The following is a 16,561-nucleotide window of genomic DNA, read 5'->3' as shown; positions in this document are numbered from 1 at the left end:
TAAACTTAGGGAAATTCCCGGACGTTTCTAGCCATGATGAGTATTCGAGCAATCTTGCTTCTTTTAACACTGATAGGGGCTTACACGGCCCCTCAATCAGCCCTCGCGTCCAAATGCCCCTCTGGCGTCCTGAATCCTGTTACGGACGTCTCCTGGCAGTGCATCTTCCCGATTCGCATTGGCGGGCTGAGCATCGGTAAAGGCGATTCAGGAATGCCCGATCCTGGTGCTGACTCCCCTTCCGTGCTCTGCAGCTGTAATTCAGGAGCGATCAATCGATACGGCATTGGTATTTCTATGTGGGAGCCCGCACGGCTGATTGATACCGTTTCAGATCCCTACTGCATGATGCCTCTCGGATTCAAGTTGATGAACACCGGCGGGAAACTGGGCGGATCGCACATGCAGGAAGATGGGCAGTCCAAAACCTTCCAGCAGATGCATTACTACTTCTTTCCCGCATTTAGCATCTTGGGGCTGTTCTATGACATCCCCTGCATAGCAGAGCGAGAATTCGACGTAGCGATGATGACTGAACTCATCCCTACCTGGAACAACGAAATTCTCTCGCTGATGATTCACCCCGAGTCGTTGCTGTTCGCCAACCCGGTCGCTCAACTGGCGTGCGCTGCGGATTCCTCTGGCGCCTTGGTTGGAAGGCCCGTTAATTCCCTCTTCTGGTGCATGGGATCGTGGTCAGGAGCCTATCCCCTGGCCGGGTCAATAACCGGCACGGATTACGTGACGGCGAATGCCGGGATCGCAGCCCGCGGAATCTACTTCATGGCTCGGATGGGACTACTAAAAGAATCCTCCTCAGATGGCTGCTATACCGCGCCAGTTCCCATTTGGTCCAAGGACAAATACAAGCTGCAACTGATGAAGCCTGTTCGGGACGATAGCTGCCGGCCGATCGGTCAAACCGGTTTGTTGTGGAGCCATTACAAGCACCCCCCCGCAGGCGGTGACAATTTTTCATGGATGGTGTTTAGGAGGCTCAACTGCTGTGTTTCTTATTAAAAGTAACCTGGGGTTTGCCCTAACCCTCTGTCTAATGAGCCCATTAGCCTCTGCGGAATCGGATGCCATTCCCACACTTCCCGATCAGATCAACGTGCCGGAGGAATATCTGGCGATCGCGAAACAGGCCAAAGAACGGGTGATGGATTCACCGGCGATGAAGGCCCGCGTCTTCGAAGTCATGCAGGAGGTGAACAGCGACCAGTGGCAAGCCCGAAAGAATGAATTTCTCAGTCTGCTTCGGGCCGATGCTGGCCTCGATGCTGGCGATCCTGAAAACCCAGACCCTAAAGCAACTGGCTCCCGCGCCCTGCTATTCGTCTCAAGCTCCATTCCGGAAATCACCTTGCGGAATTACGCCAGGGATCTTGAAAAGGTCGGTGGTGTGATGGTGATGCGCGGCATGATCGGTGGTCTCAAGAAAACACAGCCCACCATGGAATTCATGGCCAAGGTTCTTCGCAAGAACCCGACGTGTGAGGGGCCAAAGTGCGCAATGCGAGGGCTTGATGTAGTCATCGATCCCATCCAATTCAGGAATCACAACATCACCAAAGTCCCCGCCCTGGTCGTTGAGCAGAACTTTGATTTTCAAAGTTATTGCGAGAAAGGCGCTGCAACCCCCGGAATGCAACTGCCCGTGGTTTACGGGGATTCAAGCCTACAAAGTCTCCTGAAACGCTTAACCACGATGACCGGCGGCGCACCGGTCGAATCCATTCTTGCCAAGCTGGAGAACCCAAATGCTCAATAATAAAGTGAAAAATGTCCTTCTCACTTTGCTTGTAGGGGCGCCTCTTGCCTTTGCAATTTCCTTCGTTTCAGACCACCTCAATATCACGGTCTCTGAGTCTGTCGATCACAGAATTTTTTGGGAAACCGACGCCATTGCCGGGCCAGGCGACTATGCGACATTCGAGCTTTCTCATGAATTGGCGGGCCATGAACCTGTGTTAATCAGCAAAAGGCTCATGTGCTGGGAGGGTCAAACAATAACCCAAAAGGATCTTGAGTTTTTTTGCGATGGAGAGTCTCTGGGGCGCGCCAAGACTGAAACGCTCAAAGGCGATCCTTTACCCCTATTTTCCTATTCGGGAGTAGTACCTGCCGGCAAAGCTTGGGCCTATGGATCGCATCCCGATTCTTTCGACTCACGGTATTGGGGTTTTGTGGACGTCTCCAAAACCAAGCGCCTCAAAGCGATCTTTTAAGGAGCCAACCCATGAAATTTGTACTGACACTGCTCTTGCTCGCTCTTGCTGCCTCACAGGCAAACGCCATCCAGCAGCCGAACCAGGATACTCAGATCAAGGGGTATCACTGGTATGAAGAACCGGTTAAGCCTTCTAGCGAAGAAGATCCCGATAAGAAGGAGAGGCAACCACTTCCTCCACCGCCACCGGCAGCGGAGATGATGGATATGCACCCGGATGACTTAAAAGCCATGCTCGAAAACTACCTGAAGGAAGCTGTTTGGCTTAGAACTCCGGAGAGTGTACTTGCCTATTATCGAATTCAGGATGTCGTGCGCCGCAAGGCTGCCGGATTTACGGCCGTGTCCAACATGGTCATGCTGCAAAATCCAACTCTCAGCGGTGCATCACAGTACCCGATTACTTCCCCAGGCCGAAAAGCGGAACTTCAGCAGCGCGCCAATAACCAAGCTCAATACCTAGAAAACTTCAGGGGCAAATATGCCCTAGCACTTTTCTCGACTGAAGAGTGCCCGTACTGCTCGCCTCAAAGAAACATTCTCAAGTTAGTGTCAGATCGCACCGGGCTTGAAACTACTGAAGTAAATATAAACAAAAACCCATCTGCTCAAGCGCGATTCGATGTCCAAGTGACCCCGATGGTTATTCTCATCGAGCGTAACAGCGAACGCTGGATGCCAATTGCAGTTGGGGTGGAATCAGCCACCAAAATCACCTCAAACGCATATCGCGCCATCCGCTATTTGAGAGGCGAGACATCCCCTGAGCAATTCCTCACACCCGAATATCGTCAGGGTGGATTCTTTGATCCGGGCGCGCCAAAGGGAGAATCGTTCTGATGAAAAGGCTTATCCTCCCAACCCTAATCCTTTCGCTTTCCGCGCCAGTGGCCTCCGCAAACTGGACGGATGACTGGTTTGCTTCATCCACGTCCAGTGGCGCGTCAAGCTACAAGAACCAGCAGCGCGGTTTCTACTCTGCAGGCTCCTATTCAGCCCGCTTCAACGTGTCCAACGACCCGCTTCTCACTATTTCTCCCCCCAGGGTATCTGCAGGGTGTGGTGGTGTTGATCTTTTTCTTGGCGGGATGTCGATGCTCGACCCGGATTACCTGGTCGATAAGCTTCAGAACATGATTCAGGCAGCTCCTGCCGTCGCTTTCGACACAGCAATGAAAGTGATGAGCAAAGAACTCTCTGAGACGATGAAAAGTTTCGAAAAAATAATCAACGACTTGAACGGAATTCAGATCAACGATTGCCAATTTGCCAAAAAGCTTGGCGAGCCCGTTGGCGATTTTATCGGGACCGCAGCCAGCAACCGTCTCAAAGCCCTGGATAGCAAAGCGGCCACCGCACTTGGGTCAGTTACAAGCTGGTATGAAACGACTGAAAATCAAGTAGCAGCCAACCAGGAGCCATCCGTCGACGTCAAGCAGCTTACTGCCGATTGCCCGACCCAATTCAATAACATCTTCAAGACTGGCTCCCTACTACAGAATGCCGCTGACGAATTCGGTTTCCAGTACGTCGATACCATGCGTGGATTCGTGGGTGATGTGATGATCAACGCAACGGCAGCCGTAAAAGCCCCCGTCATCGAACCGATTAGCTCATGCCCCAATAACGACGAATCCAGCATCGATGATTTCGTTGTCGGCAATGCCGAAAAGAAAGTCAACGGTGCGGGTGGACCTGTTTGCCAAACGGATTCAGCGACTCCAGGCGGTCTTCTGGCGCTAGTGAGCAATCAGATGAATGCGATCGCCACCAAAATCGAGAACAAAACCGCTTTAAGTGCAGCAGATGAGGCGTTCCTGACCTCTTCTCCGATCCCAATCCTGCCAATTATTGTCGATTCCATTGCACTGGGAGACAAAGCAATGGCGATCGCTCTCACGGAAGAAGTCGTCGCCTATGCCTATGCGTTTTATATGGTCGATGATCTCTACAACACCATCGACAACATGATCCGCGAAATCGACGCGGTTATGAACAGCACAGGCGCCGCCGGCCCACAATGCGACAGAACAGTTTACGCCGAGGTTGCCGACCATCTAACCGGAATAAAAAAAGACGCTTACCAATTCCGAATGGCCGCGCGAACCAGCTATCTCAAAAAAACCCAAGAGCAGATGGCACACATCGCATTTACCGCTGCCCAGGCTAAGCGACAAGAAGAAGTTCTTCGGCGCAATGCAGAGGACATCACTCAATGAAGCGCACACTTCCGATAATCGCTCTGATCCTCGTGGCAGCGCTACCAAGCACAGCGTTTGCCCTGGATATGGATTTCTATACCTATGACGGCTTCACGGAAACGGTAAACGCCTTTAAACGCATTTCACTGGTATTTGCGAATAATCAGTACACCACATTATTCGCCGTGGCCGTGGTACTCGGCCTGTTACTCGGTGGTTTGTTCACAGTCGGTAAAGGCATCATTAATTTCCAACAGTCGGCCACTGGCCTCAGCCTGTCCTGGTTAATGACGACCTTAATTGGCGTGGCTGTCTTTAAAGCATTGATCACTCCAACCGGCACTGTGCATGTATATGACCCGGTCCGAAATGCCTATGAAGCTGTGCCAGACGTTCCTGATTTGATTGTTTTGGTCGCTGGTATGACCAACAAAGCGGAGCGGGCAGTTCAAGAGATTGTGGATGCCTCGGCCGCTCATCCCTACGGGACAGAGGGAATGGGTGTTGGCTTCGAGCTCCTGCTCAACGCAACGTCGGATAAAACCTTTTCCTCCGATTATTACCTCCAGAAGTCTATCCGACAGTATTTCAAAGACTGCTCAAAGCTTGCTCTTGTCCTTCCCAGCTACGCAGTGGATCTTGCCGAGATTAAAAGCGGCACGGACGACTTGCTGAACCAGTTAGCCGATATGAAATCGCCTGCGATGTTTACGACCATGTATTCCTCTGGCGCGGGCAAGGCCGGCACAGTGATGAGTTGCTCAGACGCTTATGACAATGTCCTGGCGCCGGCTCTAAACGCCGCGCCAACATACGATGAGCACCTGAATTCCGTTTGTACCAAAACCGGCTTTGATATAGCCGTACCCGCACAAAAAACAGCGTGCGAAACAAAGATTCAAAACATGAATCTTAACGTGTTTGGAGCCGCAGCCGCCCCACCTGCGCAATTGCTTAGAAACGTGGTCATTAGTAATGCAATCGCCAGCGTTATGCTTGATGAAAACCCAGATGCGGGGATCCGCGCCTTAACCAACCGGTCCATGGTCAACAACGGACTTGGAATTGCTGTTAGCGCGAACGAGTGGATGCCAAAGATTAGGGCTTCAGTTACCGCCATAGTGTTGGGACTGATCCCGATTCTGGCACTTTTCATTGTGACGCCACTATTCCCCATGGCCCTGAAGCTTATCGTGGCTCTTCTCGGCTGGATAATGCTGTGGGGGGTCATGGATGTGATCTTGGCACAAATTGCGGTCGACCAGGCCTACGATGCCGTTGACGAAATTCAGCGTCACAACATGGGGCTATCCGCAATGTTCCTTGCCCCCGAAAGTGCAACCCAGGCGCTTTCTCTTTTTGGAAAAGCCCGCGGCATGGGTATCACCATTTCGGCTTTCATCGCCGCCATGCTCTTCAAGATGTCGCCCTATGGCCTGACGTCTCTGGCTGGAAATTGGTCGGGGCATGCTGACGGCGCAGGCTCTGACGCAGCGAACAAAGCTCAGTCCCCTGTAGAAAGCATGAACCATTTGAATTCGCTTGCGAGTGCTCGCGGATCCGCAAACCTCATGGCCGAGACCGGGTGGAACAATATCGCCTCTGTTTCTGAGCACAATCAAGCAGAAAGCCACTACCGAGGCCTCGAAACGATGTCTGGCATGGCAGATCTTAGCCACACCAATCCGATCACCTCAGGTAAAGCATTGGGCGCATATGGAGCCGGTGGGGTTGTGGGTGGCGTTGCTGGCGCCGTCCAATCCAACGGTGGAGATAGCTCCCCTGAAGCTCTATTCAAGCAGGGGCTAAACACCTCGAATGTAGAAAGCCAGGTGAGGCACGGGGCTGCCTCCGGCCGCAATCAGTCTGCCGCGACCTTTGGTATGTCTGTGAATGAGCAGGAAGCCATTAATACTGCACAGTCAGTTTCAATCAACACAGGTAACACTCAGCGTGTAGGCACCATGCTTGACCGTATCGCAGAGCAGCACCCTGATCTATCGAGAGGACAAATTTTTGAGGCTTATGCGACAGCCACTAATGCTGACCTGTGGGGCAAGTTGAGCGCTACTAACTGGCATCCCGGCGAGATGGTTAAGTTCTCAGAATTTTCAGCAAACATGAATCAGTCAGAGCTTCGCGGAATGATGAGTTACATGGCAGAAACGGGCCAGTCTCCATCCCAGATTTATGAGGCAGTAGGTTCCGTGCGCGCTGCTTCTGATCACGGAACTGCGCTGGCATTGGATGAAGTTACGCCACAGCAGCTTGCTGTATCTCAAGCAATCGAAACTATGAAGCGATCAGCAGATGGCCAAGCAACTTATGAACAGGGAATGATGAGACCAGGAGGTATGTATGAATACCTCTTGGACACTGGAAGACTCCATCAGTCTGCCGTCGCTTCAAACCTCACCACAATGGAATTAATGTCCGATGGAACCGGAATGTCGATGCAAGAACTTGTTCTTCGCGATCGCCTGGCTTCGGCTGGCTCGTTTTCTATGTCCAAAGAAGAAATGCAGAGCGCACATGACGAAAACGGCTGGTTCACACAGCGTCAAATCGACGCGGTTGATGATGGGGCTCGGGTAACACTTGCTCTCGACAATGAGGGGAACATCGTTCACAGCAGCGCTCTGTCCGGTAACAACGCCGCCTCTGACAACCACATTCGCAAAGATAGGAGTTACACCGAAACTGACACCACCAGAATTGAAACCGGTGGGAGGGTCGAGCTCCCCAACGCGGCGCATTGGGCTCTTAGCAAGGATCCTGCTGATACAGCCCGCCTTGCCGACCAATTCCAGAAGTTTGCCGGCGATGGCGAACAAGGCAACAAAGCAATGTTCCTGCATCAGCTTACTAGCGTGATCGATGCAGTGAACAGCTCAAACCTCTCAGAAAACGTGAGTGTGGGCGGCGCTTTCCAGGCCGGGCTTCAAACACCGTTGCAAGATCTTTCTCCTGTCCATGCCTCAGCGATGGTGAACGCTGGCATTACATACGCTGATCACGAAGACGCAAATATGAATCGCCAGGCCTTGGAGAAGCTTGCGGAATCTACTTGGAACGTCATGGAGAGCTACGAAACACAACCCGGCTCTCTCACACCAGAAAGGGACGCCGCGACAGCCGCTGCGCTGCACTTCCAAGACGGCTTCCAAAAACTTTACTCGGCGGCTGGAGAGGATGCGGATGCCCGCTACACAACACTTTCTGAACATGAAGGCAAGGAGCTACTTAACGATGGCGAGGAAGAGAAGACCCCGAATCGTAGGTCTCGCAGCAATGCTGGTCGTTAGTTCTTCGGTATTGGCGGACATAAATCAATGTTTTTCTGAGGCCGCAGGTCGCTACCAGGTCCCGGCAAAGTTATTGAAAGCAATTGCTCTTGTTGAAAGTAATAACAAAACCGATGCGATAAACGGCAACAACAGCGATGGTTCCAGAGATTATGGGTTAATGCAGATCAACTCCCAGCATTTAGAGCGGTTGCAGCCCTACCGAATAACAGCTCCTGTTCTGGTTCGCGATCCTTGCACCAATATCCATGTAGGCGCCTGGATCCTTGCCGAAAACCTCGTTACCACAAAAGGCGACCTTTGGGCCGCTGTGGGAGCCTATAACGCAGGATTCTCAACCAAACCAAAAGTACAGCGCGCCCGCCGGCACTATGTGTCGAAGGTCCGTGATGCCCTAAACCATGTAGGAGAGTGATGCTATGGACCAGGAAAAAAACACCGAACAAACGCTTATCGAAGCATTTACTCGTCAGCAGACGGCCTTTGCCGACGCCATAATGTCAGAGACCCGGAAAGCTCGACGCAATGCGAATTTCAGGACGATTGGATTCATTCTGGTCATTGTCACTATTTTCACAATTAACATTCTTTACTCGCGAGGAATTCTTGGAGGCATAACGATCCCAAAAGGCGAATCCTATGTTTCCCTAGTAAGAATTAATGGCCCTATAGAGGCAGGAAAACCTACAGCACTTAGTGAATTAGAAAACAACCTTTACCAAGCCTTCCACGACGAAGATTCTAAGGGTGTTCTTCTAGTGATCAACTCGCCGGGTGGCACGCCCGTTCAGTCACACAAGCTTCACCAGTACCTAATGCAACTTAAAGAGGAAACTGGCAAGCGCTTGGTGGTGTTAGGTGACGACATGCTCACGAGCGGGGCTTATATGGTCGCAGTTGCTGCCGATAAGATACTAGTGAATCCGGCTACGCTCACTGGTTCGATCGGCGTCTTCCAGCAATCCTTTGGCCTTAAAAATCTTGCGGAGAAGGCTGGTGTAACAGCTAGAACTATCGTAGCTGGCGACAACAAAAGGAGGCTTGACCCTTTCACGGATGCAAAACCTGAGGACCTTCTTAAAGTTCAATCGGTGCTCGATGAAATACACCAGCAGTTCATTGCCGTTGTGCGATCATCCAGAAAAGATAAGCTGTCAGAGGCTGATGATCTTTTCAGCGGAGACTACTGGACAGGAACCGAAGCATTATCTCTTGGTTTAGTTGACGGAATATCCACTTACCATCGAGTGTTGAAAGAAGAGTTTGGCTCAGAACATGCCCTCGATTACAGCTTGAAACCAGGGCTATTCGGTAGGCTTCCGAGTGTTTCCGAATCTATCGCCGACTCAATCGTCTCTCGGATCAGTAGCGAACTGAGCAATATCAATGGTCCGCGCCTCTAGCTAACCTGTCCAGTTACAGGCTTCGCGTAGGCGAGGCCTGACGCGGCTGATCGCTTCGGTGTCGGTCCAGTGTTTATTACCACTAAAAATATTTCTCTCAATCTGACGGTATTCTTTGAACGATAACGTCTGAACAAGCTGGAAGCTTACACAGGAACACAGGCCTTGTTGTTCAATGCTAACCGAATCCAGATTGCCCTTCGTTAGATCTTCCAGACAGACTGCGTTTATCTTGGAAACGCTAGTCACCTCTTTTATTGTCTGTATGTCGTAAACGTTTTGCTCACTCCAAACGATGGGGGAGCTCAAAATCAAAGCAAGCCCGCAGCCGAAACCTACAATTCCTTTCAACATTTCAATCACCTATTTCTGAGGTCCTTCTTGTTAGAATCTTCGAGCGCAACCTGAACAACTCCCCTTAGAACATCGCCTTTAATCTCATAGATTTCTCGGGCATAAATCACAGGCCAGAGGCAAACCCCGATAAAAAGAGTACCAACCACCATAAAAGGTAAGGGCAGAATAATCTGGCGCCCCATAACTTCCCACTCGGGGGTTTGAGCTTCGAGACCACTTGGCGTTAGCCAAAAGGTCAAAATCGCTACGGCTATTACGCCTGCGGCCCTGATTACACCCCTCGTATAATGACAAAAGACGGCAAATGCGAGTGCCGCCGGAACAGCAAGAAAAACTCCCAATATGGCAGCATCTTCCATGTAAAGCTCCGGCATGATAGTTCCGTCGTAAACGAACCAAGCCCACAGCGCCATACCAAAGGTGGGCGCGATAACGCATTTCATAAAACCTAATGTGTAAAGCATGACAAGCTCCTTTTTTATAAGGACAAGTCTTTCGCCGGTCCACCTTTTTCGCGCCCCAACGCCTTGTCCACGATTTCCTTAACCTTTTGAGTAACCTTCTCCATCCTGGTTTCTTTCACCAGGCCATCAGCAGCAAACATTTTCTCGACGCTCACGTTGCGACCTTCCAAGGCACTCGTTTTCTCGCCGGTACGCTCTTCAATACCTTTTGTGAGCTTGGCTCTATCGTCGGTATAAATCCGAGCATCTTCTTTAGCCCTGGACAATCCAACATAGAATGATTTCTGATTAACGAGGTTGCGCCGCCAACTTTCTGCCAATGCCATTGCGGATCTGTAGGTCTGTCCCTGGGCAGAAACAATTGTTGAGGCATAAGCATGGTCCCAATGTTTATCCTCTTTCAGGTCCAGCGAGATTCGACGCCCATCCTGAAATTTTATTATGGCCGTTGACCCATCGATCCGCTCAATTTCCCCCTTTGCACCGTTCTTAAGATCCCGGTCCTTGTCAGTCTTGGTCCACCTTATGCGATCACCCTCTGCCAGGCGCTTATCTTCTTCACGATAAACCTCGACCCCATGCTTGGCACGACCAGCAACTTTATCAGGTCGCCACTCAACTTCCTGACCGTCCTTGTTAGCAAATATTACCTTTTCGCCGTCAACACGAAGGACTTTGACCAATTCATTTCGTTCAACCCCAATGGTTTTAAAATCCCTCGCAAACTGAACCAAATCACCTTTCTGGTAGCCCCGTGAACTTCCTTTTTCTACCCTTGTAAGCCCCAGACTCACCAACGCCTTTAATTCGGCTTTATCTTTCCCCAGGTCGCCAGATTGTTGCAGCTTCTCTCGGATGCCCTGATTCACAACAGCCCGCGTTTCATTATCCGGAACCATCAAAAGTGTGTCTGAGCGGTCCCTGGCGGTCATACCGGCATAGTCATCAATCACTCGTGTCACCAAAGTTTCACGATTCGGGTCTTCGTGAATCCGCCCCGCGACGTTCTTCATTGCTTTAGCAACTTGACCAACCATCGCATCTTTCACTGCTTGCAGAAGAATCGGATTGTTCTTCTGCCGCTGGATTTCAGTCATCTGAGCCGTCTTCATGCCGCCTCTTACGAGCTGCGCGAACGGTTTACCCCACTCAACTGAACCGATCTGCGCGTGGTCACCAACCAACGCAACTCGGGCACCTTCCTTTCGAGCGTAGGTGAGCAGATCAGCCATTTGATTAGCGTTTACCAGAGAGCCTTCATCGACAATCCAGAGCTTCTTCTGATCCAGTCCCTTTCCGCCCTTCCCTTCCTCTTCCCGCGCCAATGCGTAGAGGTGGCTGGCAAGCGTTTGACTCCGAATCCCAGAGCCTTCCATTAGCGAATCGCTTGCAGATCCTGTTGGGGCAAAACCACGGACCGAGTATCCCTTCCCCTCTGCGACCTCGCGCACCGCAGATAGCATGTAGGTCTTACCAGTACCGGCATAACCTTGAACGCCAACGACCCTATCTTTCCCATTCAAGATGGTTGTTGCACCCTCCATCTGACCCCTGGTGAAACCCAAAGATTGTCCGTATTCCTTGACCGCTCCTTTGCCGGATATCGGCTTTAATTCATTTTGGCCAGTCTTCACCAGATCTACGATATACCGCTCTTTCTTTAGAGCTTGGGGGGTGGTGAGATACGCCTCATCTCGCGAAACCCCAGTGGCGTGAAGCAGGACTTTTTCCTGCTTGAGGCTGCGTACTGCCTGTTCTACGTCCTTAATACTGTGGTTGCCTACGCCCCACGCAAGGGTCATCTTGACCAGTTCACCTTCTGAGAAAACGGCCTCACGTTCCGCCAATTTCTTATAAGCAAAAATCGCGTCGTCTTTAGCGCGGTCAGGACTGTCCCTTTCAGCACTTGGCCGCGCCTCGGGGATGGTAGGAACCGTCAAACGAGCTTCTTGAAGCTCGCTCCGCCACCGTTCCTGCAATACATCTTCTGTCGTCGACTGCTTCGAATCGCGCGTCATTAATGATGCCCTATCCATGGCTTTGGCACCCTCCAGACCCCTTTCCTTTGCGGCCGCCTCAATATCCTTTCGCCGCTTGGAATAAAGATCTCGAAGCTCCTGAGACACCTCTTGAAGCTCAAATGTGCCGTTCTTGCCGCGCTCAATTGTGTAACCGAGCTCCTGGGCTTTCATGGCAAGTTCAGATCGGTACACCTGTCCTGCAGCCACATTCGGATCGTACATTTTCCTGCTTTCGATGGATCGCCACTGACCATCATTCCTCAGCGTAGCGTTCAGTATCACGCTATGCGTATGCAATTGAGGATCCAGCGCCCTACTGGTCGTGTGCGTAAATGTCGCCGCAGCGAGGTTTTCAGTGCGTACAAACTGCGAAACCCCTTCTGAGGTATTCCGGGCTCCAACCAGCCTATCTTCTATGTAACCGACAGCCGATTTGACCGCTTCTTTATGAGCGGCCATCAGGCGCTCATCACCTCCCATCAGCGCCATAATCGAAACGGATTTAGGAGCTGAAAACGTAAAATCCCAACCTGGTTTATGTTCCAAGCCACCTTTCCCGTCCGACCGCCCCAGCGTGTCTCCAGTTGGCAACCGGCCCTCCAATGCTTGCTGAAATACCTTAATGTCCACCGGCCCTTCCAGGCCCATTAAGGCGGCACCCTTACCTACCCATTCGCTGGGAATTACCTCTTTCTCGCCGTTTTCATTTTTGCCGTAGTAATCCGCATCCTTGTAATAGGAACCAGCCTGTTTCGCGCTCCCGAGCGCCTTAATCGACAACATCAGAACAGCGCTCCGTCGACGTAATCATTTTTCTTCGACTCAACAGGTGCAGTCGCCTCTGAATTCCCATCCTTCGCCTCCGGAGCGGCTTCGACCGCTTCAAGCAGATCACCCTTCAAATCGCGGTGGATGAAGCCCTCGGCAATTTTCTTCAGCGGCTTTCGCTTAAGTTTGAACTGTGCCACCGGGAACGAACGCCCAAGCTTTAAATAGCCCACCAGATCTGGCAAAAACTGGATCTCAGTGGGCAGAACAATGGGACGAACATGACGCTGACGATTCAACGAAACACCATCACGAATGTCATTTACGCCGTAAGAAATGCCTTCATTAGTCTCCAATTGTTCGATGCTTCCTAAACCAAGACTGGCCCACTTGGCCGATCGCTCTTCGTTGAACCGAAATACAGCCCAGGTCGAACACATGCCGGCCAGTGTGTCGGCTTCGTCGCGACCATAGATCGACACCAATTGGGGGTAGCTCTGGACTCCCAATACCCCGCATCCACCGAACTTCCTGGACTGCGCCAGTGTGTCCGTAATCGTGGGAAGCCTGTTCAAGCTTGGCAGCTCATCGATCAGCAACCAGATCCTCCGGTCCCTGCATGGTTCCATACTCAAAATCGCAGATGATGCAGTATCCAACCACGCGGTTATTAGCGGCTTAACAACGTCCTTTTGGTCGTCTTTTCGAGTGATAAAGACCCACTGATCACCATCGTCGTTGCGCACCCATTCCTTGATAGAAAACGTCGGCCCATTATCCTGGAGGTACTTCAGCGGTCTGATGTAAGTGGCCATAACCGCTCGAACGGATGACGCCATTTTCTCAGCACCTTCAGACAGAATTGACGCGCCTTCTGTGCCTTTCAAAAAGCCGATAATTTCCTCCATATCGGCATTCAGGATTTTGTCCACTAGCAACTTATTTGATCGCTGGGGATGGGTTGCCAGCTTTCGAGCCATAGCTGCAAAAACAATCCGCGCGGCGGTAGCCCAGAAAGGATCGTTAGACTTCTGATCAGGAATGAACGAGGTCGCCAGCTGATCAAACTCATAATCCTCTTTACACTCGGTCCAGATGTCCCAAGCACGCCCCCTGGCGTCAAACGGACTCAAGATCACGTCATGCCCTTCGCGATAGAAGTTCTCGACCATTTCGCCGGATGGGTCGTAGAAAATCGCACGCTCACCCCGTTTCCGAATAACCTCCGCCATTTCTTTATAGGTGACAGATTTGCCTGTCCCTGGCGCACCCACAATCAAAAAGTGAGCCGGCTCTGAATCCTTGGGGATCGGTATATTCGCGACGGTCATTCCGCCTGTTTTCGTCGTGCGCTTTATCGCTTTTGTCAGCTCCTTTGAATCGACTAGCTTCCCGCCACGAACAAATTCCTCGTTGGCAAAGTCCTCACCAGTGCTATTGAGGAATCGCCAGGCCACAAAACCAAAAACCGCCAATGCCAGAAACCCAAACACCACGCCAAAGGCCAGAGCATGTGTGCTTCGATCTAGCACTCGATGAATTTCCTGGTTCCGCAGGAAACCCACCGCCGGAATAGTCCGGCTACGACCGTCGGGGTAGGTAACAGATACGGTCGCATCGTCAATCTTCAGCCCTTCATATTTCACATAGGCTTCGATGTAACCGACTGCCAATGAGCGCTCAAGGGGCGTCGTTTTGACCCAATAGGTCGTCGCAATCGCCAGTACAAATAAGATCAAACAGAGCCTGGAGAATTGGACGACAACCTGCCAGATCATGCGCAAGTAATGGATGGTTGTCTGACCACCGCGCGTGAAGTTACCGATGTTGGAGCCCCTGAAAATACTCATCTAGATCATCCCCATCCGATCAAGCATTGAGCGAGCATCCTCTCGCGCCTCAGCAATCAAGCTTTCGTTTTGAGCACCCGCGAACCTCTGTGTAAGACATAGGGATTGGACCCCAATCTTTATAAGCGCGTCGATCTGCGCCTGGGTACCCTCGCTGGCAGCGACACCCCGCTCAATCAAGATGCGCCACATTTCCGCCTCAGTGGCGATCCCTCGTTTTTTCGTTTCCTGTTTAACGAATGCGATCGTTTCTTCCGACACCCGAATTGAAACAGCTCTCACGGCTATGGCTCCTTATAGCTTTATATTTATTCATATACTAGTATAAAGAGCGTATGCGCGCCAGCACTACTGAAATCAGGGCCCGTACTCGGAGGCGCATACCGCATCGCCCACAGGGCGTATGCGCTCTAGCCCTTGTGCCACAAGGGATAGAGTAAAGCAGCGTCAGCTGCGTAGGGTGTGACGAAACCAAGGCGACCGCGTCGCTGAGGTCCAATCCCCTGCTCCATCCTGGTGTTTTAGGCACCGGGATCTTTATCAGTAAACCAACGGTAAACCACAGGTAGACCAGGAGAGTTCGAAATGGCAAAGCAGTCAGTATTTATTAAGTCACGCGAGGATACGGTAACCGTCTCAGCCAAGGTGCCACGCTCGCTCAAACTCCGAGCCGATAAGCTACGCGATCAGATCCAGGAAATTGACGACGAACTATCGTTTGATCTTTCTGTTTTGATCAGAGACGCCATTGAGGAAGCTGTCGACAAAGGTGAGAAGGAATTAACCAGGTTAAAGAAGACGGTGGAGAAAGAGTCGAACAACGCGTTCGGATCCTCTAACACTGAGCAATCGACGGAAACGCTTTGATCGGCGTGGCCGCCGTCCAGGTGGCCACGCCCAGCTCAAAATCCAGACACAAAAAAAGGGCCTCGCGGCCCTTCATTGTTTGCCCTCTCAGGCGGCTTGGTCCTCCCTTTCGCTTTCATGGGCTGCCAGGTACTCAAAACACAAATCGTGTGCCTTCTGTGCCAACGTGGCCGCTTTGAAAAGGGCTTTCTTGTCAAAGTCCAGGATTCGGATCCAGTGCGCCAGATAGCTCTTGTGCTGCAAATCACCCTGTAGACCAATCCTGCTGCACATCATCCAGCTACCCAACTCGGCGACCAGCTCCTCAAAGGCGTACGCGTCAGAGCCAAACTTACCGACCAATTCCCGATTCAGGCGGCTTTTGTGACCAGTCGCGTGAACCATTTCATGCAGGCGCGTGCAATAGTAATCCTCGCCCTTAGCGAACTGTTCACGGGTTGGCATTCTAATGATGTCGAGGCTTGGGATATAGCAGGCCTGATCGCCACCATGGCGAGTCTCGATCGGAAACGCCTCACAGATCGCTTCTGCATCTTCGATGGGAGCCCAGGTCGGCTCAACCTCAGGTGTTTCAAAGCCTTCAAACTGTTCGCGATTGAATACCGTGAAAGCCTTCATCACGGCATAGGATTCTTTCTCGCCGGTGTCGCTGTTCTCTTTCTCCATCGGCTTAAAGAAAATACAGGTTGTGCCCTTCTCACCTTTACGGACAAAAGCGCCTTGCTGCTTGCCCTGCTGGAAGGTCATCCACTGGTTTGATCGGTAGCCTTCAGCGCGTGCGCGCATGGCTAACAGAAGAACGTTCATACCGTTGTACGGCTTGCCAGTCGTACCGTTTACCGGCATCGCAAAAGATCCGTTTGATGTCCATGGACAAACCCAGGGCTTAACACCTTCTTTCAGGGCTGCCAAAAATTCTGAAGTGATTTCTTGATAGAGGTCGCGCTTTGCCATGGTGGGAATCTCCTAACTCGCCTCGATAACCGGCGGCGAACCCGGAGGCCAGCACCCCGCTGACCATGTGATTATTATCGGTTTTCCTGCCCTTGCTGTCAATCTCTTTGTATACCTTTCAAAGAATAAAAACCCATA

At 51.5% G+C, this 16,561-nt stretch carries 15 protein-coding genes; 9 read left to right on the top strand and 6 right to left on the bottom strand.

Translation table 11 applies throughout. The features are described from left to right. The first annotated feature begins 33 nt into the window (after positions 1 to 33). From AC13D2_RS21050 to AC13D2_RS21015, 8 genes are all read left to right on the top strand, one after another. A complete protein-coding gene (locus AC13D2_RS21050) occupies positions 34 to 1,020 on the top strand; it encodes a TraU family protein (RefSeq protein WP_198412809.1) in 987 nt (328 codons plus the stop codon). After that, on the top strand, positions 1,007 to 1,774 hold the full coding sequence (locus tag AC13D2_RS21045; RefSeq protein ID WP_482939116.1) for a type-F conjugative transfer system pilin assembly protein TrbC: 768 nt from the start codon (positions 1,007 to 1,009) through the stop codon (positions 1,772 to 1,774). The genes AC13D2_RS21050 and AC13D2_RS21045 overlap by 14 nt, the downstream gene beginning before the upstream one ends. Further along, the gene (locus AC13D2_RS21040) at positions 1,764 to 2,231 is read left to right on the top strand and encodes a S26 family signal peptidase (protein WP_091643655.1); all 468 of its coding nucleotides are present in this window, start codon (positions 1,764 to 1,766) and stop codon (positions 2,229 to 2,231) included. Before AC13D2_RS21045 ends, AC13D2_RS21040 begins: the two co-directional genes overlap by 11 nt. An 11-nt stretch (positions 2,232 to 2,242) precedes the next feature. Beyond that, positions 2,243 to 3,073: a conjugal transfer protein TraF gene (locus AC13D2_RS21035; RefSeq protein WP_091643658.1), complete on the top strand. Its 831-nt coding sequence runs from the start codon at positions 2,243 to 2,245 to the stop codon at positions 3,071 to 3,073. Next, entirely contained in the window at positions 3,073 to 4,452 is a 1,380-nt protein-coding gene (locus AC13D2_RS21030; protein WP_091643661.1) for a conjugal transfer protein TraH, read from the top strand. Before AC13D2_RS21035 ends, AC13D2_RS21030 begins: the two co-directional genes overlap by 1 nt. Before the next feature lie 68 nt (positions 4,453 to 4,520). Continuing rightward, on the top strand, positions 4,521 to 7,739 hold the full coding sequence (locus tag AC13D2_RS21025; protein WP_228210971.1) for a conjugal transfer protein TraG N-terminal domain-containing protein: 3,219 nt from the start codon (positions 4,521 to 4,523) through the stop codon (positions 7,737 to 7,739). Beyond that, the gene (locus AC13D2_RS21020) at positions 7,726 to 8,154 is read left to right on the top strand and encodes a lytic transglycosylase domain-containing protein (protein ID WP_228210972.1); all 429 of its coding nucleotides are present in this window, start codon (positions 7,726 to 7,728) and stop codon (positions 8,152 to 8,154) included. The genes AC13D2_RS21025 and AC13D2_RS21020 overlap by 14 nt, the downstream gene beginning before the upstream one ends. A 4-nt stretch (positions 8,155 to 8,158) precedes the next feature. Then, positions 8,159 to 9,142 (top strand): S49 family peptidase, encoded by a 984-nt coding sequence (locus AC13D2_RS21015; protein WP_099619980.1) that lies wholly within the window; start codon positions 8,159 to 8,161, stop codon positions 9,140 to 9,142. On the opposite strand, the gene AC13D2_RS21010 is transcribed toward AC13D2_RS21015, so the two are convergent. The 5 genes from AC13D2_RS21010 to AC13D2_RS20990 are packed head-to-tail and all read right to left on the bottom strand — an operon-like array spanning position 9,143 to position 14,884. Next, entirely contained in the window at positions 9,143 to 9,496 is a 354-nt protein-coding gene (locus AC13D2_RS21010) for a hypothetical protein (protein ID WP_143752392.1), read from the bottom strand. A 5-nt stretch (positions 9,497 to 9,501) separates the two neighbouring features. Continuing rightward, a complete protein-coding gene (locus AC13D2_RS21005; protein ID WP_099619978.1) occupies positions 9,502 to 9,963 on the bottom strand; it encodes a hypothetical protein in 462 nt (153 codons plus the stop codon). 14 nt (positions 9,964 to 9,977) lie between these two features. Then, complete coding sequence (gene mobF, locus AC13D2_RS21000; protein ID WP_228210973.1) at positions 9,978 to 12,767, bottom strand: MobF family relaxase; 2,790 nt, start codon at positions 12,765 to 12,767, stop codon at positions 9,978 to 9,980. After that, a complete protein-coding gene (gene traD, locus AC13D2_RS20995) occupies positions 12,767 to 14,602 on the bottom strand; it encodes a type IV conjugative transfer system coupling protein TraD (RefSeq protein ID WP_099619976.1) in 1,836 nt (611 codons plus the stop codon). Before traD ends, mobF begins: the two co-directional genes overlap by 1 nt. Beyond that, on the bottom strand, positions 14,603 to 14,884 hold the full coding sequence (locus AC13D2_RS20990) for a hypothetical protein (protein WP_091643682.1): 282 nt from the start codon (positions 14,882 to 14,884) through the stop codon (positions 14,603 to 14,605). A 303-nt stretch (positions 14,885 to 15,187) separates the two neighbouring features. Here AC13D2_RS20990 and AC13D2_RS20985 point away from each other — a divergent pair, with 303 nt between their 5' ends. Further along, the gene (locus AC13D2_RS20985; protein ID WP_099619975.1) at positions 15,188 to 15,469 is read left to right on the top strand and encodes a hypothetical protein; all 282 of its coding nucleotides are present in this window, start codon (positions 15,188 to 15,190) and stop codon (positions 15,467 to 15,469) included. 87 nt (positions 15,470 to 15,556) lie between these two features. Here the strand turns inward: AC13D2_RS20985 and AC13D2_RS20980 are convergent, their stop codons facing one another. Beyond that, a complete protein-coding gene (locus AC13D2_RS20980; RefSeq protein ID WP_099619974.1) occupies positions 15,557 to 16,423 on the bottom strand; it encodes an ArdC family protein in 867 nt (288 codons plus the stop codon). Between the last annotated feature and the right edge of the window lie 138 nt (positions 16,424 to 16,561).

It is taken from the genome of Marinobacter sp. B-12 (genome assembly GCF_056857915.1).
The sequence above is the reverse complement of the archived record's forward strand: the minus strand, read 5'-3'. Positions and strand labels throughout refer to the sequence as shown.

What these genes read in the sequence shown, in the direction of transcription:
- AC13D2_RS21050 (WP_198412809.1), top strand. Translation starts at nt 34, where the DNA reads ATGATGAGTATTCGAGCAATCTTGCTTCTTTTAACACTGATAGGGGCT.
- AC13D2_RS21040 (WP_091643655.1), top strand. Translation starts at nt 1,764, where the DNA reads ATGCTCAATAATAAAGTGAAAAATGTCCTTCTCACTTTGCTTGTAGGG.
- AC13D2_RS21035 (WP_091643658.1), top strand. Translation starts at nt 2,243, where the DNA reads ATGAAATTTGTACTGACACTGCTCTTGCTCGCTCTTGCTGCCTCACAG.
- AC13D2_RS21030 (WP_091643661.1), top strand. Translation starts at nt 3,073, where the DNA reads ATGAAAAGGCTTATCCTCCCAACCCTAATCCTTTCGCTTTCCGCGCCA.
- AC13D2_RS21025 (WP_228210971.1), top strand. Translation starts at nt 4,521, where the DNA reads ATGGATTTCTATACCTATGACGGCTTCACGGAAACGGTAAACGCCTTT.
- AC13D2_RS21020 (WP_228210972.1), top strand. Translation starts at nt 7,726, where the DNA reads ATGCTGGTCGTTAGTTCTTCGGTATTGGCGGACATAAATCAATGTTTT.
- AC13D2_RS21015 (WP_099619980.1), top strand. Translation starts at nt 8,159, where the DNA reads ATGGACCAGGAAAAAAACACCGAACAAACGCTTATCGAAGCATTTACT.
- AC13D2_RS21010 (WP_143752392.1), bottom strand. Translation starts at nt 9,496, where the DNA reads ATGTTGAAAGGAATTGTAGGTTTCGGCTGCGGGCTTGCTTTGATTTTG.
- AC13D2_RS21005 (WP_099619978.1), bottom strand. Translation starts at nt 9,963, where the DNA reads ATGCTTTACACATTAGGTTTTATGAAATGCGTTATCGCGCCCACCTTT.
- mobF (WP_228210973.1), bottom strand. Translation starts at nt 12,767, where the DNA reads ATGTTGTCGATTAAGGCGCTCGGGAGCGCGAAACAGGCTGGTTCCTAT.
- traD (WP_099619976.1), bottom strand. Translation starts at nt 14,602, where the DNA reads ATGAGTATTTTCAGGGGCTCCAACATCGGTAACTTCACGCGCGGTGGT.
- AC13D2_RS20985 (WP_099619975.1), top strand. Translation starts at nt 15,188, where the DNA reads ATGGCAAAGCAGTCAGTATTTATTAAGTCACGCGAGGATACGGTAACC.
- AC13D2_RS20980 (WP_099619974.1), bottom strand. Translation starts at nt 16,423, where the DNA reads ATGGCAAAGCGCGACCTCTATCAAGAAATCACTTCAGAATTTTTGGCA.